Consider the following 24,376-nt stretch of genomic DNA (forward strand, 5'->3'; position numbering starts at 1 on the left):
GGCGGTCACCGCCGGCAGGCGGATTCACCCCAAGTTGAGTTATGAGTGAAAGTACAACCCTCAGCGCCCTGATCGCAGACGCCCAGTTCAAACTGCGCTGGTTCGATCTGGGTCGGCGCGTGCAGCCGGTGCCGCGCTCGACCGCCGAAGCCTTCGAAGCCGGCCAGGCCCCCTGGCCGTACCCCTACCTGCGCCAGGCCTGGGCGGGACTCCTGCTCTGGTCCGAAGAGGGCGAGGGCGGCGAACCGGTGGTCTGGTTCTTGCGCCTGCCGCTGGACGAGCAGGGCAAACTGCAGCTGCAGGTACGGGATGCCTTTCTGCGCCTGCTGACCCAGAAACTGAGCCGGGGAGCTGCCGCCGACTCGGGTGACCAGTTGCACGCAGCGCTCGAGGAAAGCGGCCTGCTGTTCGCACCGGCGCCGCAACGACAGGCCAGCTTCCACGCCCGCGCGGCACTGCTGCTCCACCGCCCTGCAAGTTCCCACTTTGCCGCGGCGCTCGGCTACATCCACGCACCGCAGTCCCAGCGCTGGGATCGACTGGCCATCCAGGGCATTGCCGATCTGGCGGCACACTGGGAAGATGAGAAGAAGCTGCTGCAGCGACAGATGTCCGCCCTGGCGGCGCCTGTGTTTATCAGCCTCGGCCAGTGCCTCGAAAGCGAGGCGATCGACCACCAGCTGGCGGAGACCATTACCGGGCGCGCCGATGCCGAGCTGCACAGCGCATCACCGGACTTTGCCGTCGTCGCGGCCGCGGTGCGCGGCATCTCCCACTCTCCGGCGCGCGGCCTGCGCCTGGCCTTTCTGGAGCGAGTGCTCGACTCCGCCGCCGGCACCGACGGCGAGGTTCTCGCCGCCATCGGCAGCCGCTGCGCCTACGACCTGGAGAACGCAACGCTGGCGAGGCAGTGGCTCGCCGCGCTGGCGCGCACGGAAAACCAGCCGGCCTTCAATCTGCTGCTGTCCGATCTGATGTTTTTGCCCCAGGTGCGCCCCTCTCTGCTCGACGCCTTGCGCGACCCAATGCGCCCGGAAGTCCTCGCCCGCGCCTTCGGCAGCTTTTTGCGCGGCCCCGCGCCTGCCCATTGAAACAGGCGCGACAGCCACCATCGCATCAATGGCTCAGACTATCTTTCCCTGGGGCAATTCTGAATCCGAGCCGCGACGAAAAATCCGGCGCCGAAAAAGGCCGTCTCGGCCTGACGATCAAAACCAGAAAACATTCCGGAAGAGAATTTTTTGCCAACTTTCAAAAAAAATTTCTCGCCGCCGCGCAATGGTCTACGACCCAATTTGGCAGAAAAACCCTTTAATTTAGGTGTTTTGACGCGACAAACTGGCACAAAATTTTTCCAGACTTAACCGCTGGCGGCTATTTAAACCCTGCGCCTATTACACTCCATTGGGCGGTATCTTTGTAGAAAAGATTTTTACAAAGCTGACCAAACAGGTGACGTTTTATTGGCTATGCTAATGGCTAACATCAACGGAAAGGAGTTAGGGGATGAATTTCACTCCAGCCAAGTACTTAATGGGTATTATCAGTGCACTGGTTCTGGCGGGCTGCTGTGCGGCACCTGCACCACCGGCCTCCTGCCCTCCGGGCTCTGAACAAATCCCGCTTTCAATGGCCTGTCCCGCAGACGCGGATTGTTGGATGGCTTCCGACGACGTGCGCTGCATGAAAGTGGTCAAGTAAGATTACTTTCAAGCAGGACCAGTGTGGTGATTCATACTAAATGAGGTTTTACAGCGTGTGCGGCGCCGGCGGAACAGACACTGCCGGGCCCTAGGCGAGGATTGCGGGGAGCATCATTTAGTATGAGTCACCACACCGAATGCCGCTTTTCAAAGCGGCATTCGTATTTATAGTCTCCCCGCTTACCTGAGCCGGCCAGACGCTCCAGCCCAACTCCTTTGTTCCTCTGGCCGACTGGCTTGAATACCGCTAGCATTGACAATCGATGCCGATCGAACGAGCGCGCCTGCTTGCGGTTTAGCAGGCGCTGATCGCACCAGGTCGCCCCTATCTGACAGAGCAATAACCAACGAACATCATGAATAGCGAAACTCTCGCGGTCAGCCGCACCGCCGCAATCGCGCGACTGAAATCCCATCAACAGCAGCACAAGTGGTCCCTGCGGGAGCTGTTTGCCAGCGACCCTGCGCGCGCCGGGCGCCTGAGCTGCGAAGCTGCCGGTATCTACCTCGATTACAGCAAGAACCACCTGCGCAACGAAACGCTGCAGCTGCTGCTGGACTACGCCGAGCAGATAGAACTGAGTCAGCAGATCTCCGCTCTGCTGAGCGGAGCCAATATCAACAACACCGAGCACCGCCCCGCCCTGCACAGCGCGCTGCGTTTTCAGGGACAGCCGCAGACCGAACACGAACGGGCAGTGGCGGATTGCCGCAAGCAGATGCAGCACTTCGCCGAGAAGATCCACAGTGGCAGCTGGCGCGGCTTCAGCGGCGAACCCATCCGCCATATCGTCAATATCGGTATCGGCGGTTCCGACCTGGGCCCCCGCATGGTAGTCGAGGGCCTGCGCCCCTGGCACAGGGACGACGTTTCGGTGCACTTTGTGGCCAATATCGACGGTGCCGACCTGAGCGACACGCTGCTCGGACTGCCGCCCGAACAGACACTGTTTATTGTCGCGTCCAAATCCTTCTCCACCCTGGAGACCCGTCAGAACGCGCTTTCGGCGCGCCAGTGGGTGCTGGCGGCCGGCTGCCGCGAAGATCAGCTGGCGCAGCACTTCGTCGCCGTCAGCAGCAATATCGTGGCGGCACAGGATTTCGGTATTGCGGCGGAAAACATTTTCCCCATGTGGAACTGGGTCGGCGGCCGTTATTCACTCTGGTCCGCCATCGGCCTGCCGATAGTCCTGGCATGCGGTTACGATGCCTATGAGCAGCTGCTGTCCGGCGCCCATGCGATGGACGCGCATTTCGCCAATGCCCCGCTGGAAGATAACCTGCCAGTGCTTATGGCGCTGATTCATTTCTGGTACCGCCAGTGCTGGAATGTCGGCAGCCAGGTGGTATTGCCCTATGCCCAGCGGCTGGCCAAGTTTCCCGCCTGGCTGCAACAGCTGGATATGGAGAGTCTCGGCAAGAGCGTGAATCGCGAAGGTCACGCGCTGCAGTATCCCAGTGGCAGCGTGATCTGGGGCACCGAGGGCAGCAACGGCCAGCACTCCTTTCACCAGCTGCTGCACCAGGGCAAAGATCTGATTCCCGCGGACTTTATCGCGGTCAGGGAACCAACGTCAGAATTGCACGAGCAGCACCAGTGGCTGCTGGCCTGCTGCATCAGCCAGAGCCAGGCGCTGCTGCGCGGCAAGAGCCTGCACGAAGCCCGGCAGGAACTGGAGGAGCAGGGCTACACCCACCGGGAGGCCCACGCGCTGGCGCCGCACAAGGTGGTGCCCGGCAACCGCCCCAGCAACACCCTGGTACTGCAGCGCCTCGACCCCTACAGCCTGGGTTCGCTGCTGGCCCTCTACGAGCACAAGGTGTTTGTCGGCGGCTGCCTGCTGGGCATCAATCCGTTCGATCAGTGGGGCGTGGAGCTGGGCAAACTGCTCGGCGCGCAGATTCACGCAGCGATCGGCGGTGAAGCGCCGCCGGACTGGGATGCCTCGACCCGCAACCTGCTCGAGCGGCTCTTTTAGCTCGAGTAGCTCAAGTTTCGAAGTTCGGAGGCGGATAATCGGTGCCCGGCGCACTGTGGGAGCCTGCCCTGCAGGGCCAAAGCGTGCGCCTACAAAGCACTGCCTTGTGCGCGGTTTGGCGACCCGCCATGGAAGGCGGGGCCGGGGTCAGATCGAACACGATAGTGTCGCGCCATGGATGGCAAGCACAATGTTCATCGCCGGCGGCATTCGCCAGCGGGGCTGGCTCCCACAGGGCAATACCCATTACCCAATTCCGGCCTTTGCCTGCCACCGAGCTCCGAAACTCGGGCATTAACTTCAGAGCGAACCAGCACCTGGCGCTAAGGGCCCGCCCATTAGCGCCAGCCACCGCTCGATGCCCTTCAGAATCATGTCTATCGCAAACGAGCCGGTAAACAGCGCGGTTATGCGCCCGGCAACCTCGATATATTTACGCACATAGCGCTCCTGGCGCGTCTGCACCCAGTCATAGAGCATTTTCAGCAGGATCAGCGACATCAGGGCCATGGCCATCGCCAGTGTGATCGCCGCGGAGCCGCCGACCGCACCCAGGCGACTGCCGGCCAAAACGCTGGCGCTGATGGTGCCGGGTCCGACAATAAACGGCATGGCGATGGCCCCCGCCACTTCCTGCGAGTGCAGATTGATACTCTGAATCGGCGCGCCGACCCCGAGCGTCAGGCGGATACCGATAATCAGGAAGGTGATGCCGCCGAAAATCAGGAATGCTAGAAAGCGCACCTGCAGCACATCGTCAAATATCACCTCGCCGAACCAGGCGAACAGCAGAAATACCGACAGGCTGATCAGGAAGGCGCGCAACAGCAGGCCGGAAAATACTTTCAGTTCCAGCCCGCGAATCAGGTCGAGCAGGTAGACGCTCAGAATAAACGGATTCAGCAGGACCAGGAGCAGCAGGAAGGATTTGTTGAACTGCTCCAGGTCCATCGTCGTCTACTCAGGCGCTCAGGAATTGCCGCTGCCCATCTGTTTCATCAATGGCTGGATCAGGTCCAGTGGCAGCGGGAACACGATGGTGGAATTCTTCTCGCCGGCAATATCGATCAGCGTCTGCATATAGCGCAGGGTAATCGCGTTGGGGTTTTTCGACAGCTGGTCCGCGGCCTCGGTGAGTTTTACCGCAGCCTGCGCCTCACCCTCGGCGTGGATCACCTTGGCGCGCCGGGAGCGCTCCGCCTCCGCCTGTTTGGCGATGGCGCGGATCATGCTCTCGTCCAGGTCGATATGCTTGATCTCGACATTGGTGACCTTCACGCCCCAGGCATCCGTCTGCTCGTCGAGGATCTTCTGGATATCCACATTGAGCTTGTCGCGCTCCGACAGCATCTCGTCCAGTTCATGTTTGCCCAGTACCGAGCGCAGGGTGGTCTGCGATAGCTGGCTGACCGCCTCGTGATAGTGCTCGACGTTGATAATCGCGGATTGCGGATCGACCACCCGGTAGTAGACCACCGCGTTGACCTTGACCGAGACGTTGTCGCGGCTGATCACATCCTGCGTGGGCACGTCCATCACCACCACCCGCAGGTCCACGCGTTCCATGGTCTGGATCACCGGGATGATGATGATCAGGCCAGGGCCCTTGACGGCCTGAAAGCGACCGAGAAAAAAAACCACCGCCCGCTCGTATTCGCGCAGGATGCGAATGGCGTACATCAGCAGCAGAACCACCGCCGCGATCAGCAGCCCTAAAAAATAACTGATCATCCCAAGTCTCCTCTTCCCTTGTCCCTGTCAACCCGGCTCGACCTGCAGCTTTAACCCCTTCTGCCCGACGATCCTCACACGCTGCCCCGGCTGCAGTGGCTGGTCGCAGTGCGCGCTCCAGATTTCGCCGTCGACATGCACCAGCACCTCGCCATCCTCAATATTGCTGACGATGGCCGTGCGCCCCACCAAAGCCTGATCTATGGCGACGCGCGGCTTGCGCAGGCTCTTGCCCACCGCCATCAAAAATCCGAGCAGGGCCAGACCGCTGACACCGGCAATGGCGCCGATCAATCCGCGCGACACCTGCATGCCCGGCACATCGCTGTCGATCAGCATCACCGAGCCGATCACGAGCGCGATCACACCGCCGATGCCGAGCGCGCCGAAACTCGGCATAAACACTTCCGCCACAATCAGCAGCGCGCCGACAATAATCAGTGCCAGCCCGGCGTAGTTGATCGGCAGTACCTGCAGTGCATAAAAGGCCAGCAAGAGGCAGATGATGCCGACGATACCCGGTACCAGCGCGCCCGGGTTGTAGCCTTCAAAAATCAGACCGTAGATACCGATCAACAACAGAATATAGGCGATCTGCGGGTTGGTGATCAGCGCCAGTATCTCGTTGCGCCAGTCCGGCTCGTAGGCCTCTACCGGCAGCTCTGCGATATCGGCGGACAGCGTGATCTCCCCCGTTTCAAGCGCCACCTTGCGCCCGGCGACCTGCCTGAGCAGGTCCTCGTTATCCTTCGCGACTATGTCGATGACATTCAGTTCGAGGGCCTCACTGGCGGTCAGGGTGGCCGCCTCGCGCACAGCCTTCTCCGCCCAGTCGGCGTTGCGACCGTGCCGCCGGGCCAGGCCGCGAATAAATGCGACCGAGTCGTTGACCATCTTGCGTTCCAGCGCCGTGCCGGAAGTAGGCGCCTCTTTTTTTTCACCGGGCTTTTCGTCCTTTTCTTTTTCCTGCTCGCCGCTTTCTTTTTCAGCGGATTCCGGCGCTTCGCCGGGCGGCGGCTGGCCCGGCACGCCGCCCATCTGCACCGGCGTGGCCGCGCCCAGGGTGGTGGCGGGCGTCATGGCGGCGATATGGCTGGCGTAGAGGATATAGGTACCGGCGCTGGCGGCGCGGGCGCCGGCGGGATGCACGTAGGTGGCGACCGGAATGGGGGAAGCGAGGATGTGTTTGATGATATCGCGGGTGGCCGCATCGAGGCCGCCAGGGGTGTCCATCTGGATCACGACCAGCTGTGCGCCCAGCTCCTGGGCTTCCTCCATGGTGCGCACCAGGTAGTCGGTGGTCGCTGGGCCTATGGGACCCTCGATAGAAAGCTCGGCCACGTGGGGGCGGACTTCCTGCTGACCGCTGGCGAGCACTGCCAGGCCCGCCAGCAGCATCAGTATGGCTACTTTAGCGCCGCGCAATTGCACTCTGTCTGAAATCCGCTTCAGCATGGCATCGTTCCGTGATGCGATAGGAATAAAAGCAGGTTATCAGAAATATCCTGCTCAGGCTGCTGACAAAGTCCTGCAGTCGGAATTTAAGGCAAAGTGCTAGTGGTTCAAGCGGTAAATTCGGTAACTAAAGCTCACAGCCACAGGCTCCGGGGCAAGGCGAAAAAGCGCTGAACTAGCAGGGCTAATTCAAGCTTTTTCAACGCCGCACCGGGGCCTGTGGCGAAGAGATCGGTTACTGAATTTACCGTTTGGACCACTAGGACCGGCATTTCGAAACCGTCGGGTACAGGGATGTACCCGACGGAGCTACAGGGACGTATTTATGCGTTTTCGAAATGCCGGGCCTAGTGCTTGGCCGCCACTGAACTCAATAGATACGGGAAGTGGGATTAAACCGGATTGCGGCGGCTGTGCCAGCGCACTTCGTGGGAGTACTGGTCCACCTTGCCTTCCACCCCCAGCAACAGCGCGAACAGCGCCATGCGCACCAGCAGGCCGTTGTCGGTCTGGCGGAAGATCGCGAGGCTGGGGTGCTCGTTGAGATCGGTGTCCAGCTCGTTGGCCTCGGCGCGGGAATCCCGCGGCAGCGGGTGCATGATCACCGTGTTGGGTTCGGCAAAGCGGGTGAAGATCTCGCGGTTCAGGCGGAAGCGGCCGCGGTAGAGATTGGCCTCTTCCTGCGAGGCGAAACGTTCCTCCTGGATGCGGGTGGAATAGACGATGTCCACGTGGGAGATGGACGGTTCCAGCTGGTCGGATATCGTCACCTGATGGCCGGACTGGCGCAGTTTTTCCACCACATCCTCGGGCATGGCCAGCTCCGGCGGCGACACCAGCACGATCTGCACGTTGCTGAACAGGCACAGCAGTTTGCACAGGGAGTGCACGGTGCGCCCGTACTTGAGGTCGCCGATCATGGCGATGCGGAACTTGTCCAGGGAGCGGCCGTGGCCCTCCAGCTCCTTTTTGATGGTGTACAGGTCCAGCAGCGCCTGGGTCGGATGCTCGTTGGCGCCGTCGCCGCCATTGACCACCGGCACGCGGCTCGCGGCGGCGAATTCGGCCACCGAGCCCTCCTGCGGGTGGCGCATGCAGATCACGTCGCTGTAGCCGGACAGGACCCGCGCGGTGTCGTACAGGGATTCGCCCTTGGCCATGGCGCTGGCGGTGATGCCGACGGTTTCCCGCACGGTGCCGCCGAGCAGATTGAAGGCGGCGCCGAAGCTGAGGCGGGTGCGGGTACTCGGCTCAAGGAACATGTTGCCGAGGATGGCGCCCTCCAGCACGCGGGTGACTTTCTGGCGGCGCGCGTAGGGGCCCATGGTGTCCGCCACCGCAAACACGCGATCGATATCGTCGCGCTCAAACTGGCTGACGGAAAGGATGTTGGCTCCGATAAAGTCCATTGCTACTCCGTAGGTTGCGCCTTTTGGGCGCGAGTCTTAACCGGGGGCATTCTACTCGGGCGCCGACAAAGAGCCTAGCTGGAACGATGTCGGCACTACACTGGTTTCCACTAGAGAGAGCCGTGGCGGCCCTGCTATCCGGGGCGACTCGCGGGACACGCCGTGAATCCATCCCTGGAGGCTTGTCGGCCGGGTCCCTCCGGCCGACAGTCCCGCAAGCCGCCCCGGACAGCAGGGCCTGCGCTTCTAACTTGAGCGTTCTTTTCGTGCTTACGAAAGTTTACGCCAGCAGACTGTCGCCCCAGCTCTCCAGCTGATCCAACAACTGCGCCCTATCCGGATACTGCTCGCGCAGTTCGGCGATCTGCTCGAAATAGGCCTCCAGCGTGATGCTGGCACCGGCGTTCGGATCCGTCAGGCGGCGGTAGCGCCACTCCTGCCAGCGCTGCTGTTCCTGTGCCGACAGGGTTTGCGGGAAGTTGCGCGCCCGCAGGCGGAACAGCAATTCCGGCAGGCGCTGGTCGGCAAAGGGCACCTCACCGGCCAGCGCCTCGGGGCCGCGCTCGGCCAGGTCCCGGTGCAGTTGGCGGCACAGGTCGCGGTCGGCGTCGTTGAGGAAGCCGTCGTAGAGGCTGGCTTCCACATCCCGCCGGGGGAAGTCGCTGTCGAGGAAAACCCGGTGCAGCTTTTCCGTCAGGTCGACGTCGCGCAGCCGCTGCCAGTTGGCCTCGCAGGCCGCCTTGTCGATGCCCAGTTCCGCGGCGCGTTTGTCGTCGAGCATCTTCGCGGGGGCCAGCACCGGGCACTTGTTCAGGTGCACCAGTTTCAGCCCGGCCGGCAGTTCCCCTTCGGCCAGCTGGCCGCGGGCCGTGTAGAGGCGCTCACGCAGGCGCTCCGCATCCAGGCTGAACAGCGGCTCCGGATCCATGGCCAGATTGGCAACGATAATCGCGTTGCGGTTCACCGGGTGGGCCGCCAGCGGAACGATATAGGTGAGATGTCCCTGGGTGGCCGGCACCTTGCCGGATATGTGCAGCAGCGGCTTGCGGTGGCGCAGGTCGATCAGGTTCGCCGCCTCCTGCTTGCGCCGCAGCCGGTAGACATAATCGTAGAGTTTCGGCTGCTTGCTCCGCACCAGGCGCGCCATGTCGATGGTGGCGCGCACGTCGGACAGGGCGTCGTGGGCGCCCTCGTGGGCGATGCCATTGGCGGCGGTCAGCTCTTCCAGCCTGAACGACGGCACAGTCTGCCCATTTGCGGCCTCGCGCTCGGGCCACTCGATGCCCTGCGGGCGCAGGGCATAGGTAAGGCGCACCATGTCGATGATGTCCCAGCGGCTGTTGCCGGAGCGCCACTCGCGCTCGTAGGGATCCAAGAGGTTGCGGTACAGGGTGTGGCGGGTCACCTCGTCATCGAAGCGCAGGCTGTTGTAGCCGACGCCGCAGGTACCCGGCGCGCCCAGTTCGGCGAGGATGCGCTGGATAAAGGCTATCTCTGGCACGCCCTCGGCCAGGGCGCGCTGGGGGCTGATGCCGGTGACCAAGCTCGCCATCGGCTGCGGCAGGCAGTCGTCCGCCGGGCGGCAGTAGAGCATCAGCGGCTCGCCGACGATATTGAGATCCTCGTCGGTGCGGATACCGGCAAACTGGGACGGTTTATCCGCGCCCGGATCCGTGCCCCAGGTTTCGTAGTCGTGCCAGTAGAGTGTGTTTTTGCTCACCATGCCCCTCCATTTTTAGCGGGCATCATAACATCCGCGGCACCGCCGAGTGCGCGGGGCTGTTTAGCTTTCAGCGCTGAAGGCTCCTGCTCCGCTTGCGCGCCGTAGGTTCCCCCAGGACGCCGGGGAGAGCATTAGAGCAGGATGCTAAGGCCCTGATGACGGTGGCTGTTTGCGGGGCGATACTGCGCGCTGAGCGAGCGCCGCTCGCTGCGTGGAATCGCGCCCGGCCAAAGACGGCCGGGCTGATGGGAGCTCCAGGGATGGCTGCTTGCGATGTATTCACCGCGTGTCCCGCGAACAGCCACTGGCAGCAGGGCCGCCACGAAGGCCCTCCCTAAGGCTTCAGGGCTGGACAAAGACGCAAGTGAGGCACACCATTGCCGGTCACCGAAACAAGGAGAGTTGATATGACAGTCAAACCCGTGCCCGACGGCTACCACAGCGTCACCCCCTACCTGAGCGTCAACGGCGCCGCCAACGCGATCGAGTTCTATGAGCGCGCCTTCGGCGCCCGCGAGCTGTTTCGCTTTCCGATGCCCGACGGCAGCATCGCCCACGCGGAAATCCAGATCGGCGACACCCGCATCTCGCTGGCCGACGATAATGACGAAGGCGGCCTGCTGAGTCCGCAGGGCAGCTCCCCGGTGGGCCTGCTGCTGTATGTGGACGACGTGGACAGTGTCTTCGCCCGCGCCGTCGAGGCCGGGGCCTCCGTCAAGCGCCCGCTGGAAGACCAGTTCTACGGCGACCGCACCGGCACGCTGCAGGACCCCTTCGGCCATGTGTGGTTCCTGGCCACCCATATAGAAGACGTTCCCATGGACGAGCTGGAGCGCCGCGCGGCCGAGCTGTCCTGATCTGACATTCCGCATCCCAAGGGGGCGGCCGGTTGCAAAGCCGCCCCCGGACATTAAAATCCCGCGATTCCACGAATTACAGCAGCAGTTCCCCGTATGAATATTCGCCAGCTCCTCTCCGACAAGTTCCAGGCCGCCATGATCGCCGCCGGTATCCCCCAAGACTGCGGCCCGGTAGTGGCGCCGGCGAAGAAGGCGGGTTTCGGCGACTACCAGGCCAATGGCGCCATGGCCGCGGCCAAGCGCATGGGCACCAATCCGCGCGAGCTGGCGGCCAAGATCCTCGAGCAGCTGGACAAGGGCGAGATGATCGAAAAGGTCGAGATCGCCGGTCCCGGCTTCCTGAATATCCACCTGAGTGAACAGTGGCTGGCCGACAGCCTGGCCGCGGCCGGGAAGGACGAGCGCCTGAACATCGCCGCGGTGGAACAGCCGCAGACGGTCGTCATCGACTACTCCCATCCCAACCTGGCCAAGGAGATGCACGTCGGCCACCTGCGCACCACCATCATCGGCGACGCCCTGGCGCGCCTGCTGGAATTCCAGGGCCACAAGGTCGTGCGCCAGAACCATATGGGTGACTGGGGCACCCAGTTCGGCATGCTGCTGGCGCACCTGTCCGACAAACTGCAGAGCAGCGGCGCCGGCGCCGGCAGCGATCAGGAAGCCAGAGTAGCCCTGGCCGACCTGGAAGTCTTCTACCGCGAAGCCAAGGTGCGCTTTGACGAAGAGGAGGGCTTTGCCGACCGGGCCCGTGAATACGTGGTGAAACTGCAGGGCGGTGACGAGCAGTGCCTGAAGCTGTGGCAGCAATTTATCGATATCTCCATCAGCCACTGTGAGGAGATCTACTCCAAGCTGAATGTCACCCTCAAGCGGGAAGACGTCTACGCCGAGAGCCAGTACAACGACGACCTGCCGGTACTGGTGAAAGAGCTGCTGGATCGCGGCATCGCCGTCGAGGACCAGGGGGCCATCGTGGTGTTCCTGGAGGAGATGGCCGACAAGGAGGGCAATCCCAGCCCGATGATCATCCAGAAGAAGGGCGGCGGTTACCTCTATGCCACCACCGACCTGGCCGCCATCCGCTACCGCGCCAACCAGCTGCACGCCGACCGCATCCTCTATGTGGTGGACGCGCGCCAGTCCCTGCACCTGCAGCAGGCGTTCACCGCATCGCGCAAGGCCGGCTTTCTACCGGAGTCGGTGTCCCTGGAACACTGCGCGTTCGGCACCATGATGGGCGACGACGGCAAGCCGTTCAAAACCCGCACCGGCGGTACCGTCAAACTGGCCGCGCTGCTGGACGAAGCGGTGGAGCGCGCCGAAAAGCTGGTGGCGGAGAAGAACCCGGACCTGGACGCGGAAACCCGCGCGGAGATCGCGCGCAAGGTGGGCATAGGCGCGGTCAAGTACGCCGACCTGAGCAAGACCCGCACCAACGACTATGTATTCAGCTGGGAGGCGATGCTCAGTTTCGAGGGCAACACCGCCCCCTACCTGCAGTACGCCTACACCCGCGTGCGCAGCATTTTCCGCCGCGCCGGCATAGCGCCGGGTGAACTGCAGGGTGACATACTGCTGGAAACCGCCGAGGAGCGCGCGCTGGCGATCAAGCTGTGCCAGTTTGGCGAGGTACTCGACCAGGTTGCCAAGGACACCTTCCCGCACATGCTGTGCAGCTACCTCTACGACCTGGCCAGCGCCTACATGGCCTTCTACGAGGCCTGCCCGGTGCTGAAAGAGGGGGTCAGCGAGGCGCAGAAACAGAGCCGCCTGCAGCTGTGCGACCTGGTGGCCCGCACCATCGCCACCGGGCTGGACCTGCTCGGTATCGAGGTGATGGAGCAGATGTAAGGCAAAATCCCCCCTTGTAGGAGCGGCCCATGGCCGCGATCGATGTCGGGGATACCCGGAAAATCCGATCGCGGCCATGGGCCGCTCCTACAAAGGGAGAGCCAAAACTACAGAGACATCCCCCAAGAAGGTAGGAAACGGGAAACCGCCTTGAACATCCTGATCACCGGCGCCTCCGGCCTGCTCGGGCGCAGCGTTTTCAAACGGCTGAGCGCCAATCCCGAACTGACCGTAACCGGCACCGCTTGGTCCCGCGCCGGCAATAACCTGCTGCGCCTGGACCTCACCGATGCCGGTGCGCTGCAGGAAACCCTGCAACAAATTCAGCCACAAGTCGTGATCCACTGCGCCGCAGAGCGCTGGCCGGATCGCTGCGCCGAGAATCCCGATGCCGCCTGGCAGCTCAATGTGCAGAGCACTGAGAGGCTCGCCCAGCTCTGTCGCGAGGCGGGCGCACAGCTGGTGTATATCTCCACCGACTATGTATTCGACGGCAGTGCCGCGCCCTACTCCGCCGACGACAGCCCCAACCCGATCAACTTCTACGGCCGCAGCAAACTGGCCGGGGAACAGGCGGTGCTCGCCAATGGCGACCACTGGGTGCTGCGCCTGCCGCTGCTGTTCGGCCCGGTAACCCACCTGCGCGAATCCGGCGTGACGGCGCTACTGGAAACCGTGCGCGATCCGGCTCCGGCCGCGCTGGACGACTGGGCCATCCGCTTTCCCACCAGTGTCGAGGACGTGGCCCGGGTGCTGGAACAGTGCCTGCTGAAAAAGAAGTCGGGCACCCGCTTTACCGGCATCTACCAGTGGAGCGGCGACACCGCCTGCACGCGCTATCAGTTGGCTAAAATGGTGGCGGAATGCTGCGGCCTGGCGGCGGATCACCTGAGCGGCGATCCAGCGCCGCAGTTCGCCGAGCCCCGACCGTTCAACTGCCAGCTGGACAAGTCGCGCCTCACCGAATTGGGTATCGAAGCCGGCGAGCCGCTGCCGCAGCAGCTGGCGCGCTGCCTGAGCCCGTTCCTGTAGGCCGGGCGAGGCCGCACCAGGGAGAGGGGAAACAAACGGAAACCGCCGTCAGGCGATTTCCGCAGGGGGGGATGAAGAGGAGGAGATCCGGTTGGCCACCAGGGTCAACCGGGGCATTTTTTCCAGCAGCCCTATCGGCGCTTGTACAGATTCCGCCGTCAGCACGCGTTCAAGCAGCTGCGCCGCGGATTCCAACTGGTGGTCCTGCAAAACCCACAATTCCGAATACCAGGCCAGGGGGCCAGTTTCCTCCTGTGGTACGTCGACCACAGATTTTTGCGTCAGGACAGAAATACCAGCCCGTTTCAGCAACGTATACAGGTGACTAACGAGCAATTGGTCGCTGGCGACGAAGATCCTATGCGCCATAATGAATTTTCCGCAATCCTTGCCGGCTGACTGCCCCAGCAATTCCTTTATCTTTATCGTTATCGAATCCAAAGCCCCGAATACCAGCAAATTTACTTTCGGGTACTTTTAAAAGTAGTCGAGCGACAGGGATTGCGCGATGTTCAACCGCACAGAAAAGTGAAAATTCGCGACTGACGCGCAATGACACCGGCGGGAGCCGACTGCCGGCCTAGTGGTCCATGCGTAAAGTTCGGTAACAAAGGAGCGCCGCCAAAGCATTCAGATCAGGGCGAGAAAGGGCTGGAATAGCAGGGCTATTTCAAGCTTTCTCAACGCAGAGCTGGATGCTTTGGCACAGCGAACTGTTACAGAACATTGCGCATGGAGCACTAACCCGGTTGCGAATCGCGCATCCTCGCAAGAATTTCGGCCAGCCTGTCGGAGCGACAGAGTGTGCTGCCAAACTCTTCCACGGCTGCGGCGCCGGCGGCCACCGCATAGCGGGCGGCCGCACTCGGTGACTGCCCACCGGCAATGGCCAGGGCAAAAGCGCCGAACATGCTGTCGCCGGCGCCGGTAGTGTCGACCACGTCCACCGCGGGCGCCTCGATATACTCGCTGCGCTCGCGCGTCACGCACAGGGCGCCCTCGCCCCCCATCGAGATCAGGATAATCCCCACCCGCCGCTCGACCCGCACCACGGCTTCGGCGCGCTCGATCAGCGCCCGGCGATCGCCTCCGCCGCCGCGGATCTGCTGCCACTCGGACCTGTTGGGCTTTATCGCGAATAGATATTCGTCCGCCAGCGCCCTGCGCAACGCCGCGGGCGGGCTGTCGAGAAACATCTGCGCTCCGCTGCGCCTGGCAACTGCGGCCACGCGGGCATAGAAGTCCTCCGGGACACCCGGGGGCAGGCTGCCGCTGGCAATCAGCAGGGAGCTATGGTCGAGAACCTCTTCCAGCCGGCGCAGCACCGATTGCCACTCGTGTTCGAGCAATTCCGGCCCGGGCAGCACCAGCCGATAGGCACCCTCCTCGTCCTCGGGATTGGCGAGTACATTGATCCTGCTGTGCCCTTCGACATCCACCCGCTCGATGGCGATGCCCGCGTCGCGCAGTTGCCGCTCGATGATCTCGCCGGTGCCGCCACCGCAGATCACCATTGCGCGGGACTCCCCACCCAGGTTGGCGATGGCGCGAGAGCAATTGATCCCCCCGCCACCGGGGGTAAAGCTCGCCTCCCGGCAGCGGAGCTTGCGCTTGATTTCCAGCCGCGGCGTAGTGACCGCCAGATCGAGCGCCGGGTTCATGGTAAGCGTCCAGATCATCGAGCACCTGCCAGTTGTATAAGGAGGTGACACGGCCCGCGGCCGGCACCCGCTAGAATAAAATTGCACCATACTCGTAATAGCAGGATTTAGCGCCCGATATTCCGCAAAAAGCAGCAGTTTTGACGCTAAAAGCCGGCAGATTGCCGGCACCGCCCGCGATTGCTAAGATGCGCGCGCCCGGCGCCCCCAACAGACCTCACTTTCCGCCTGTCTGGCGGCTGCCAGCCCGCCTTTCTCACGAGTATCTCTCGCGAATCCGCGATGCGGAGGCCGCGGGCTTTTTGGAGAAGCGGGACAGATTTCAGGTGCTATTTTTAACCGCGAGCGCCCAGCGACGACTCCCTGCGATTACAGGAACGAAGTTTATGACCCAGCCATCTCTTCAGCAGTTGGAACAACACGACGCCTTTATCCACCGCCATATCGGCCCCGACGCCGAACAGGTCAAGGCGATGCTGAAAACCCTCGGCGTCTCCAGTCTCGACGAGCTGATCGAGAAGACGGTACCCGCATCGATCCGCAAGACCGACGAACTGGATCTCGCCGACGCGGTCAACGAGGTCGAGGCGCTGGCAGAACTGAAAAAGCTGGCGGGCCGCAACAAGATCTACCGCACCTTTATCGGCATGGGTTACCACGACACCATCACGCCGAACGTGATCCTGCGCAACGTGCTGGAGAATCCGGGCTGGTACACCGCCTACACGCCCTACCAGCCGGAAATCGCCCAGGGCCGCCTCGAGGGCCTGCTGAACTTCCAGCAGATGATCATGGACCTGACCGGCATGGAACTGGCCAACGCCTCCATGCTGGACGAGGGCACCGCTGCCGCCGAAGCCATGGCCATGTGCAAGCGCCAGGTGAAGCGCAACAAGTCCAACACTTTCTTTGTAGACCGGGACTGCCACCCGCAGACCATCGCCGTGGTCAAGACCCGCGCCGAGCACTTCGGCTTCGATGTGGTCGTCGGCGATGTGGACAAAGACATGCCGACGGAACTGTTCGGCGCCCTGCTGCAGTACCCGGGTTCCACCGGTGTCGTGCGCGACCTGACTGACATTATCGCCAGGGTGCACGAGGCCAACGGCCTGGTGACCGTCGCCGCCGACCTGATGAGTCTGGTCGCGCTGAAGGCGCCGGGCGAGATGGGCGCGGACGTGGTGGTCGGCTGCAACCAGCGCTTCGGCATCCCGATGGGCTACGGCGGTCCGCACGCCGGCTTCTTCGCCTTCCGCGAGGCCTACAAGCGCTCAGCGCCGGGCCGCATCATCGGTGTGTCCGTCGACAGCAAGGGCAAGCGCGCCCTGCGCATGGCCATGCAGACCCGCGAGCAGCATATCCGTCGCGAGAAAGCCAACTCCAATATCTGTACCTCCCAGGTGCTCTTGGCAGTGATGAGCGCGTTCTACGCCATCTACCACGGTCCGCAGGGCCTGAAGACCATTGCCGCGCGTATCCAGCGCCTGGCCGACATCCTCGCCGCCGCGCTGAAGAAAGAAGGCTTCGACCTGGCGTACGACAGCTGGTTCGATACCCTAACCGTCACCGTCGGCGGTGTGCAGGACGAGATCTACCAGCGCGCCATCGCAGCCGAGATCAACCTGCGCAAGGTCGGCGCCGATGCCCTGGGTGTCAGCCTGAACGAGACCAGCTCGCTGCAGGACGTATCCGACATCATCAATGCCTTCACCGGCACCGCGCACAGCCTCGACCTGCGTGCGCTGGACAGCGAAATCGCCGCGAAAGGCCCCCAGGGCGTGCCCGCATCCCTGGTGCGCGGCAGCGAATTCCTGACCCATCCGGTCTTCAACACCTATCACTCCGAAACCGAGATGCTGCGCTATCTCAAGTCCCTGGAATCCAAGGACATAGCGCTCAATCATTCCATGATCCCGCTCGGCTCCTGCACCATGAAGCTCAACGCCACCGCGGAAATGATCCCGGTGACCTGGCCGGAGTTCGGCAAGCTGCACCCGTTCGCACCCGTCGACCAGGCCCAGGGCTACGCCGAGATGTTCAAGCAGCTGGAGCAGATGCTGGCGGCCTGTACCGGCTACGACGCCGTGAGCCTGCAGCCGAACGCCGGTTCCCAGGGCGAGTACGCCGGCCTGGTGGCGATCAAGAAATACTTCGAGGCCAAGGGCGAGACCCAGCGCGATATCTGCCTGATCCCCGCCTCCGCCCACGGCACCAATCCGGCTTCCGCCATGATGGTGAGCATGAAGGTGGTCGTGGTCGCCTGTGACAATAAAGGCAACGTCGATATCGCCGACCTGAAGGCGAAGGTGGAAGAGCACGGCGACCGCATCGCCGCGCTGATGGTCACCTACCCGTCAACCCATGGCGTGTTCGAAGAAGGCATCCGCGAGATCTGCGACCTGATCCATCAGGTCGGCGGCCAGGTATACATCGACGGCGCCAACATGAACGCGCTCATCGGCGTGGCCGCGCCGGGCCAGTTCGGCGGCGACGTGTCGCACCTGAACCTGCACAAGACCTTCTGTATCCCGCACGGCGGCGGCGGCCCGGGCATGGGCCCGATCGCTGTCGGCGAGCACCTGAAGCCCTACCTGGCCGGCCACCCGGTGACCGAAGTGCCGGAAACCGACGTCGCCAACGGCACCATCTCCGCGGCGCCCTGGGGCTCCGCCAGCATCCTGCCGATCAGCTGGATGTACATCCGCATGATGGGCAAGCAGGGCATGAAGCGCGCCACCGAAATGGCGATCCTGAACGCCAACTACGTGGCCCGCAGACTGAGCGAGCACTACTCGCTGCTGTACACCGGCACCAACGGCTTCGTCGCCCACGAGTGCCTGGTGGACCTGCGCCCGCTGAAGGAAGCCAGTGGCATCAGTGAAGAGGATATCGCCAAGCGCCTGATGGACTTCGGTTTCCACGCGCCCACCATGTCCTTCCCGGTGGCCGGCACCCTGATGATCGAGCCGACCGAGAGTGAGTCCAAGGAAGAGCTGGACCGCTTTATCGAAGCCATGGCAATCATCCGCCAGGAAGTGGCAGACGTGGTCAGCGGCAAGTACAGCGCCGACGACAACCCGCTGCACAATGCGCCGCACACCCTGGAAGACGTGATGGCGGACCAGTGGTCCCACAGCTACTCCCGCGACGTCGCCGGCCGCCCGGCGGCCTGGCTGAAGGAGCACAAGGTGTGGCCGGGGTCCAACCGTATCGACAACGTCTACGGCGACCGCAACCTGATCTGTTCCTGCCCGCCGGTCGAGAGTTACATGGAATAACTCTTATTCCGCGCTGGACGCAACAGGAAAAACAAAAATGGCGAGCTTACCAGCTCGCCATTTTTATTGTCGGATCATACAGGGAGTGCCGAGCCTAACAAAAAAGCCCGACAAACCAACTACCTTTGACAGTAATGGTTTACCGGGCAAGATCAACTTACACTCTTATTGAGTTAAGCGATCTCCAGTGACAACCCAAGATGATCCAATAAGCCGTTCAGATGCTGCATTGCTTCGCGTGTAGGGCCCGGGTAATCTCCAGCAATAGGCACGTTACCCAGATAGCCAAGATCTTTCGTACCTTCAGGCGAGCAAAAGAAAGCAGCGAGTACCAGAGAGCGCAACCGGGAAAAGGCGTTCGCTGGCCGGGCGAACGCCTCTGAACGGAATGCCTTCTTGAAGGCAATATCATCTATGATCGCAATCCTTTGAGACTGCGTTATCGCGCGGAAGCCGTTCTTGTAGCGCAACGTCGACTCATCTTCCAGCCAGGCAAGCAGACTCAGGATTTCTAGGCGGTCCCTCTGCTGTCCTGCGTACGGAGCACTGACCCACTCATTGACGACGTCAGGCACCTTGACTTCGCTTGCGGAGGGAACGCCTCCCTCTCGCGGCACAATAATGTCAGACAGCACCGCTATCGTATTAAGTTCTCTCTGCTCCAACGTTAACGGCCAGGGGGATTCCGGGGGCACGATCAGGTTAGGATCCTTACCGTAACCCTTGGATGAAACCGGCTTCAGCGATAGCTCCGGCCAGTGCCCTTTGCCAGTTTCAGCAACTGTTTCTTCGCCGCTCAATGTGATGATAGCTGGAACGGCCACAGAGGCAGATAGCAGCCCCAACCACTTCAACGATTCCCTGCGAGTCAGGCCGGGCTTATAGGATTTCCCATCTACTGCTTTATCTTTGTTAGAAGCCATTTTAAAGAACTCCTTGCTTCAACTGCTCAGCCAACCAGGAGGAATTCCTCATGGCCAGGGTCATAATCGTCAGGGTGCAATTCTTGTGTGGATTGGAGGCAAACACACCCGCATCCATCACAAAAAGGTTGTCGCAGTCCCAAGTTTGTCCCCACTGATTGGTTACAGAATCCTCAGGGGATGAACCCATACGCGTGCTGCCAACCTCATGAATGATTTCGCCCCCCTTCGAAATAGCATCCTCTGCCTTTGGTAATGGATTGGTGAACGTGGCCCCCATGTTTTCGAGAATTGCCTTGGCAGTTTTCAAGCCATGCTCAACCTGCTTGAGCTCATGCTCAGACCATTTCCAATGGAATTTCGCGACCGGAATGCCCCAGGCGTCTTTGACATTTTCGTCAATTTCCATGTAGCTGTGTTCGTTCGGCAGCATTTCACCACGTAGAGACAACCCTACATAGGAGCCATATGCGCGTTTCGCAATATCCTTCATCGGTTTACCGTAACCATCGAGATCGCCGGGCACACCGGCACCGGGCTCGCGGAATCCGCTACCGATTTCAAAGTGGTAACCACGGGGAAAATCCAGCTCCCCTTTTTCCTGCATTTTGTGCCCCCACCAGGGTATGAACAGATGATTCGCGGTATGGCCATCTTCGTTGTAAATCGGCCGTCCCTGAAGGCCGGGAATCATCGCCCCCAGATTCATACCGGTTGAATCCATCAGGTTCCGACCGACATGCCCACTGGAGTTAGCCAGACCTCTCGGATGATGCTCATTCTTGGAATTCAGCAAGATACGTGCAGACTCACAGGCACTGGCCGCCAGTATAATGACACGCGCTTCAAGTCTGCGGGGCGACCCAGTCTTTTTATCGATATAAGTGATCGCCGTAACTTTGCCGCTATCATCGACGTTCACCTCTTTCACCATGGCATCCGTGATCACCTGCAATCGGCCGGTGGCTTTCGCCATTGGAATCAACGAAGTGGTGGTCTGGAATGCCGCACCGATCGAGCAGCCATGCCCGCAAGGCGTGGCATAAAAGCAGGCTGCGCGATTGTCTTTCGGGCGAGTCAAAACCGCCCGGCGCATCGGTACCGTGGGAATGCCCAGTTTATTTGCGGCCGCTTTCACGAGCAGCTCTGGAACTCGGGGCTTGGGCGGCGGCTGAAGGATGCCTTCAGATGCGTCAGGCATGTCATCCAATCCAGTGTTGACCCCACAGATACCGACAATCTCTTCCGTCTTGTCATACCACGAGGCTAGATCCTTATACTCGATTGGCCAGTCGGCACCCAGGCCATCTCGGGATTTCCCCTTAAAGTCGTGTTCGCTGAAACGCAACGAGTAACGACCCCAGTGGTTGGTCCGCCCTCCGAGCATACGAGCGCGCCACCATAAAAACTCAGAACCTTCGCCGGTAGTGTACGGTTCATTCGGCACCGTCCAGCCGCCGTCTACAGTTGCGTCGTAATATCCAAAGTTCTTATCTGCGTTACCAGCTCCCATAAGAGGAGCATCACCGTTGCGTTTAAACATCGGTGTTTCTTTCTTAGGGTCGTAATCCCGGCCGGCCTCAAGCATCAATACCTTATGACCTTCCTTGGTAAGCGTATAGGCGGCCATCGCACCGCCGGCACCCGAGCCAACGACAATAACTTCGTAATCGAAATCTTTCATACCTGGACACCTCGTATTACATTTCTTTTATTTTAATATTTCTGAACGCGACTCTATTGCCGTGATCCTGCAGTCCGATGTAACCGCCTTCGGCCTTTGCAAATCCTTCCCACGTACTAAATTTGCTGCGAGATACCAAGTCATTCCATTCATCACTGCCGACAGTAATTTCTGCGGTCTTCTCGCCATTCTGCCAGACCTTCAAATGGCGCTGGTTAAGATATATACGTACGTGATTCCACTCACCTGCGGGTTTATGAGAAGAAGCGGGGGACGCGACTATGTCGTAGATTGAACCGGAGAGATGCGAAGCAAGTTTGTTATCCGAATGCCGCTCATTGTCGAGAATCTGCACCTCGATCGCATTGGAATAAATTTTATCACCAAGCTCATCAGCTAAAACGAAAATGCCGCTATTGCCCGCCTGGGAAATCTTCCACTCTAACTTCAGGTCAAAGTCTGCATATTTCTTCTTGGTTAAGATGTCGCCACCATCAGCACCAGTGAGCACCATTTCACCATTTATTGCCTGCCACTTCTCGCTCAGGCCATCCTTCTTAAAATTTCGCCACTTGCTCAAATCGTGGCCGTCAAAAAGCAGCTCCCACCCCTCCGCCCTCTCCTCTTGCGTCAACACATTATTCTGCGCCGACACACCACAAGAAGCCGTCAAAGCCATCATCACCAACGCGTTTCCAAGCATATTTTTCATAGCTATATCACCTTCCGTTCTTTATTTTTAAAGATTACAAGTCCCAATCAATTAACATCAACCGCCTGGGATGAAGTAGCACTTTCAACGCTCGATTTGATGTAACGCTTCCTCATGTACCAATTCAGACCGAGGAAGGCAACAATGCACACCAGCGGAAATATATTAAGATTCTCCAGTGTCGCCTGACCGGCTATCAGCTCCGCCACCTGTGGACTTCCGCCCGCTGCCAGCGCTTCTTCCCGAGCCTGATCAATCCATCCACCAATAATGGGATTCCACATGCTCACGGCGAACATCCCAATGCCGCCCATTATCGACATACCGAGGGCCCCGGCCTGCGGAATATTTTCAGCCACAAAACCGAGCATCGTGGGCCAAAAGTAAGTTACGCCGAAGGCAAAAATAAGCGCAGAAATATAGAGCATATGTCCCGTCGACACGCTCATGCTATAGATTCCAATAGAGGTGACTATCGCCGAATAAAGCAGTACGCCTTCAGGATTCAGTTTCTTGACGATCGGTGCAGCAAAATAGCGTCCAATTGCCATAACACCGGTGATCATCGCCATGATGAGCATTGGCGATGCGCCAGCCGCCCCCAAAATCCGCTCTATCCACTGCTGTGTCCCCAGCTCGCTGGTAGCAGTAAGGGTCATACAGAAGGCGACGAACAGAAACAGCGGCGAAAACATGGCCGCTATATTGTTAGCGGTCGAGGTGTCGACCGCATGGCTGCGGGGAAAGTCCTGGCTCAGGATCAGGTAACCGTAAATAGCCGTCGGCAACAGCATTACCGCAATCTGCGCCTGCCAGCCGAATCCGAGATCCGTCATAAATTTCGAAACCAGTGCACCAACAACAATCCCACCCGGGAACCAAACATGGAACCTATTGAGCATGGTAGTCTTATTGCTGCTATAAATACTGGCCACAAGGGGGTTGCAACCTGCCTCAACCGACCCATTCGCGAAACCAATGCAGAAGCTGGAAATAAGCAGGGCCCAGAAGCCGTCTGCCGTTATGGTCAACACCAGCCCCAGGACGTGTCCAATGAACGCAATCAGCACCAGCTTTTTGGCGCCGATAAGATTGTAAATCAGCCCACCCACCATGGTTGCGATCGGGAAGCCAAGGAACGCCATCGCGTTGATCCAACCGAGTTGAACATCTGACAGGCCGAAATCACGGCTGAGCTGGCCAAGTATTCCGGCTCTGATAGCAAATGTCATCGCGGTTACTGTTAGTGCCAGACAGCTCGCCACGAATAATTTATTATGATTATTTACAGACATGTTTCACCTTTATCCAATGAATCCAGCCCAAGAATTTGTCGGTTTAACGCGGGGTCACTTCCACTTGATGCAAAATCGTCGAAGGCGCGATCACTGGTCCTAATCAAGTGTCTCGAGATGAAGCCTGCACCTTCCCGGGCACCATCCTCGGGATGTTTCAAACAACATTCCCACTCAAGGACCGCCCAACCGCCGAACCCGTACTGGGTCAACTTGCTGAAGATCTGCAAGAAATCGACCTGCCCGTCACCCAGAGAACGGAAACGACCGGGACGCTCGATCCAGGATTGATAGCCACCATAGACACCACTCCTGCCATTAGGACGAAATTCGGCATCCTTGACGTGAAAGGCCTTGATTCGATCATGATAAATATCGATAAACTCCAGGTAATCCAGCTGCTGCAAGACAAAATGACTCGGGTCGTACAGAATATTGGCACTCACATGGTGATTGGTCGCATCGAGGAACCGCTCAAAAGTAACACCATCATGTAAGTCTTCACCCGGATGTAGTTCGAAACACAGATCGACGCCGGCATCCTCGAATTTGTTTAATATCGGCAACCACCGCGCTGCCAATTCCTTGAAACCTTCATCTACCAGGCCTGCAGGGCGCTGCGGCCAGGGATAGAATGAAGGCCATAAAAGCGCCCCAGAAAATGTTGCATGTGCGTTCAAGCCCAGGCGCTCACTTACTTTTGCCGCCATCGTAACTTGCTCGGAAGCCCACGCCGCACGAGCCTTTGGATTATTTCTTACGCATTCAGGAGCAAAAGCATCAAACTGCCGGTCGTAAGCGGGATGAACCGCGACCAGCTGCCCCTGTAAATGGGTGGAAAGTTCGCTGATGGAAAGCCCCGCGTCGGCGACAATACCTTTAATCTCATCGCAGTAAGTTGAACTCTGATAGGCCTTATCCAGATCAAAAAGACGGTGATCCGTAGTAGGCAGCTGAATAGCCTTATAGCCGAGACTGGCTGCCCATTGGCAAATGCTGTGTAAATCATTGAAGGGCGCCGCATCATTGACAAACTGCGCCAGAAAAATTCCAGGACCTTTTATTTTAGCCACCTAT

At 60.2% G+C, this 24,376-nt stretch carries 18 protein-coding genes; 6 read left to right on the plus strand and 12 right to left on the minus strand.

Going from position 1 to position 24,376, the window contains the following annotated elements:
- Nucleotides 1–41: 41 nt before the first annotated feature.
- Both RRF64_RS17005 and pgi read left to right on the plus strand, forming a co-directional pair.
- A complete protein-coding gene (locus tag RRF64_RS17005) occupies nt 42–1,091 on the plus strand; it encodes a DUF3549 family protein (protein ID WP_323847118.1) in 1,050 nt (349 codons plus the stop codon).
- Nucleotides 1,092–2,059: 968 nt separating this feature from the next.
- A complete protein-coding gene (gene pgi, locus RRF64_RS17010) occupies nt 2,060–3,682 on the plus strand; it encodes a glucose-6-phosphate isomerase (protein ID WP_323847119.1) in 1,623 nt (540 codons plus the stop codon).
- 300 nt (nt 3,683–3,982) lie between these two features.
- Here the strand turns inward: pgi and RRF64_RS17015 are convergent, their stop codons facing one another.
- The 5 genes from RRF64_RS17015 to sbcB form a co-directional block, all read right to left on the minus strand.
- Complete coding sequence (locus RRF64_RS17015) at nt 3,983–4,633, minus strand: MarC family protein (RefSeq protein WP_323847120.1); 651 nt, start codon at nt 4,631–4,633, stop codon at nt 3,983–3,985.
- An 18-nt stretch (nt 4,634–4,651) separates the two neighbouring features.
- On the minus strand, nt 4,652–5,413 hold the full coding sequence (locus RRF64_RS17020) for a slipin family protein (RefSeq protein ID WP_323847121.1): 762 nt from the start codon (nt 5,411–5,413) through the stop codon (nt 4,652–4,654).
- Between the two features lie 27 nt (nt 5,414–5,440).
- Complete coding sequence (locus tag RRF64_RS17025) at nt 5,441–6,868, minus strand: NfeD family protein (protein ID WP_323847122.1); 1,428 nt, start codon at nt 6,866–6,868, stop codon at nt 5,441–5,443.
- A 392-nt stretch (nt 6,869–7,260) separates the two neighbouring features.
- Nucleotides 7,261–8,277 (minus strand): aspartate carbamoyltransferase, encoded by a 1,017-nt coding sequence (locus RRF64_RS17030; RefSeq protein ID WP_323847123.1) that lies wholly within the window; start codon nt 8,275–8,277, stop codon nt 7,261–7,263.
- Between the two features lie 280 nt (nt 8,278–8,557).
- Entirely contained in the window at nt 8,558–10,000 is a 1,443-nt protein-coding gene (sbcB, locus tag RRF64_RS17035) for an exodeoxyribonuclease I (protein ID WP_323847124.1), read from the minus strand.
- 407 nt (nt 10,001–10,407) lie between these two features.
- Between sbcB and RRF64_RS17040 the strand changes: the two genes are divergently transcribed.
- From RRF64_RS17040 to RRF64_RS17050, 3 genes are all read left to right on the plus strand, one after another.
- On the plus strand, nt 10,408–10,857 hold the full coding sequence (locus RRF64_RS17040; protein ID WP_323847125.1) for a VOC family protein: 450 nt from the start codon (nt 10,408–10,410) through the stop codon (nt 10,855–10,857).
- Nucleotides 10,858–10,953: 96 nt separating this feature from the next.
- Complete coding sequence (argS, locus tag RRF64_RS17045; RefSeq protein WP_323847126.1) at nt 10,954–12,714, plus strand: arginine--tRNA ligase; 1,761 nt, start codon at nt 10,954–10,956, stop codon at nt 12,712–12,714.
- Between the two features lie 150 nt (nt 12,715–12,864).
- Nucleotides 12,865–13,746 (plus strand): dTDP-4-dehydrorhamnose reductase family protein, encoded by an 882-nt coding sequence (locus tag RRF64_RS17050; RefSeq protein ID WP_323847127.1) that lies wholly within the window; start codon nt 12,865–12,867, stop codon nt 13,744–13,746.
- 48 nt (nt 13,747–13,794) lie between these two features.
- Here the strand turns inward: RRF64_RS17050 and RRF64_RS17055 are convergent, their stop codons facing one another.
- The gene (locus RRF64_RS17055; protein ID WP_323847128.1) at nt 13,795–14,187 is read right to left on the minus strand and encodes a hypothetical protein; all 393 of its coding nucleotides are present in this window, start codon (nt 14,185–14,187) and stop codon (nt 13,795–13,797) included.
- 299 nt (nt 14,188–14,486) lie between these two features.
- The gene (locus RRF64_RS17060) at nt 14,487–15,425 is read right to left on the minus strand and encodes a 1-phosphofructokinase family hexose kinase (RefSeq protein ID WP_323847129.1); all 939 of its coding nucleotides are present in this window, start codon (nt 15,423–15,425) and stop codon (nt 14,487–14,489) included.
- Nucleotides 15,426–15,793: 368 nt separating this feature from the next.
- Between RRF64_RS17060 and gcvP the strand changes: the two genes are divergently transcribed.
- Nucleotides 15,794–18,685: an aminomethyl-transferring glycine dehydrogenase gene (gene gcvP, locus RRF64_RS17065; protein WP_323847130.1), complete on the plus strand. Its 2,892-nt coding sequence runs from the start codon at nt 15,794–15,796 to the stop codon at nt 18,683–18,685.
- 173 nt (nt 18,686–18,858) lie between these two features.
- On the opposite strand, the gene RRF64_RS17070 is transcribed toward gcvP, so the two are convergent.
- From RRF64_RS17070 to RRF64_RS17090, 5 genes are read right to left on the minus strand one after another with little or no spacing between them, the layout of a single operon-like run.
- Nucleotides 18,859–19,608 (minus strand): gluconate 2-dehydrogenase subunit 3 family protein, encoded by a 750-nt coding sequence (locus RRF64_RS17070; protein ID WP_323847131.1) that lies wholly within the window; start codon nt 19,606–19,608, stop codon nt 18,859–18,861.
- Between the two features lies 1 nt (nt 19,609).
- Complete coding sequence (locus RRF64_RS17075; protein WP_323847132.1) at nt 19,610–21,292, minus strand: GMC family oxidoreductase; 1,683 nt, start codon at nt 21,290–21,292, stop codon at nt 19,610–19,612.
- A 16-nt stretch (nt 21,293–21,308) separates the two neighbouring features.
- Nucleotides 21,309–22,004, minus strand: a complete 696-nt coding sequence (locus RRF64_RS17080) for a 3-keto-disaccharide hydrolase (protein WP_323847133.1) — start codon at nt 22,002–22,004, stop codon at nt 21,309–21,311.
- 47 nt (nt 22,005–22,051) lie between these two features.
- Entirely contained in the window at nt 22,052–23,299 is a 1,248-nt protein-coding gene (locus RRF64_RS17085) for an MFS transporter (protein ID WP_323847134.1), read from the minus strand.
- The gene (locus RRF64_RS17090) at nt 23,290–24,372 is read right to left on the minus strand and encodes a sugar phosphate isomerase/epimerase family protein (RefSeq protein ID WP_323847135.1); all 1,083 of its coding nucleotides are present in this window, start codon (nt 24,370–24,372) and stop codon (nt 23,290–23,292) included. The genes RRF64_RS17085 and RRF64_RS17090 overlap by 10 nt, the downstream gene beginning before the upstream one ends.
- Nucleotides 24,373–24,376: the final 4 nt, after the last annotated feature.

This window comes from Microbulbifer magnicolonia (assembly GCF_035117725.1).
Lineage (GTDB): Bacteria > Pseudomonadota > Gammaproteobacteria > Pseudomonadales > Cellvibrionaceae > Microbulbifer > Microbulbifer magnicolonia.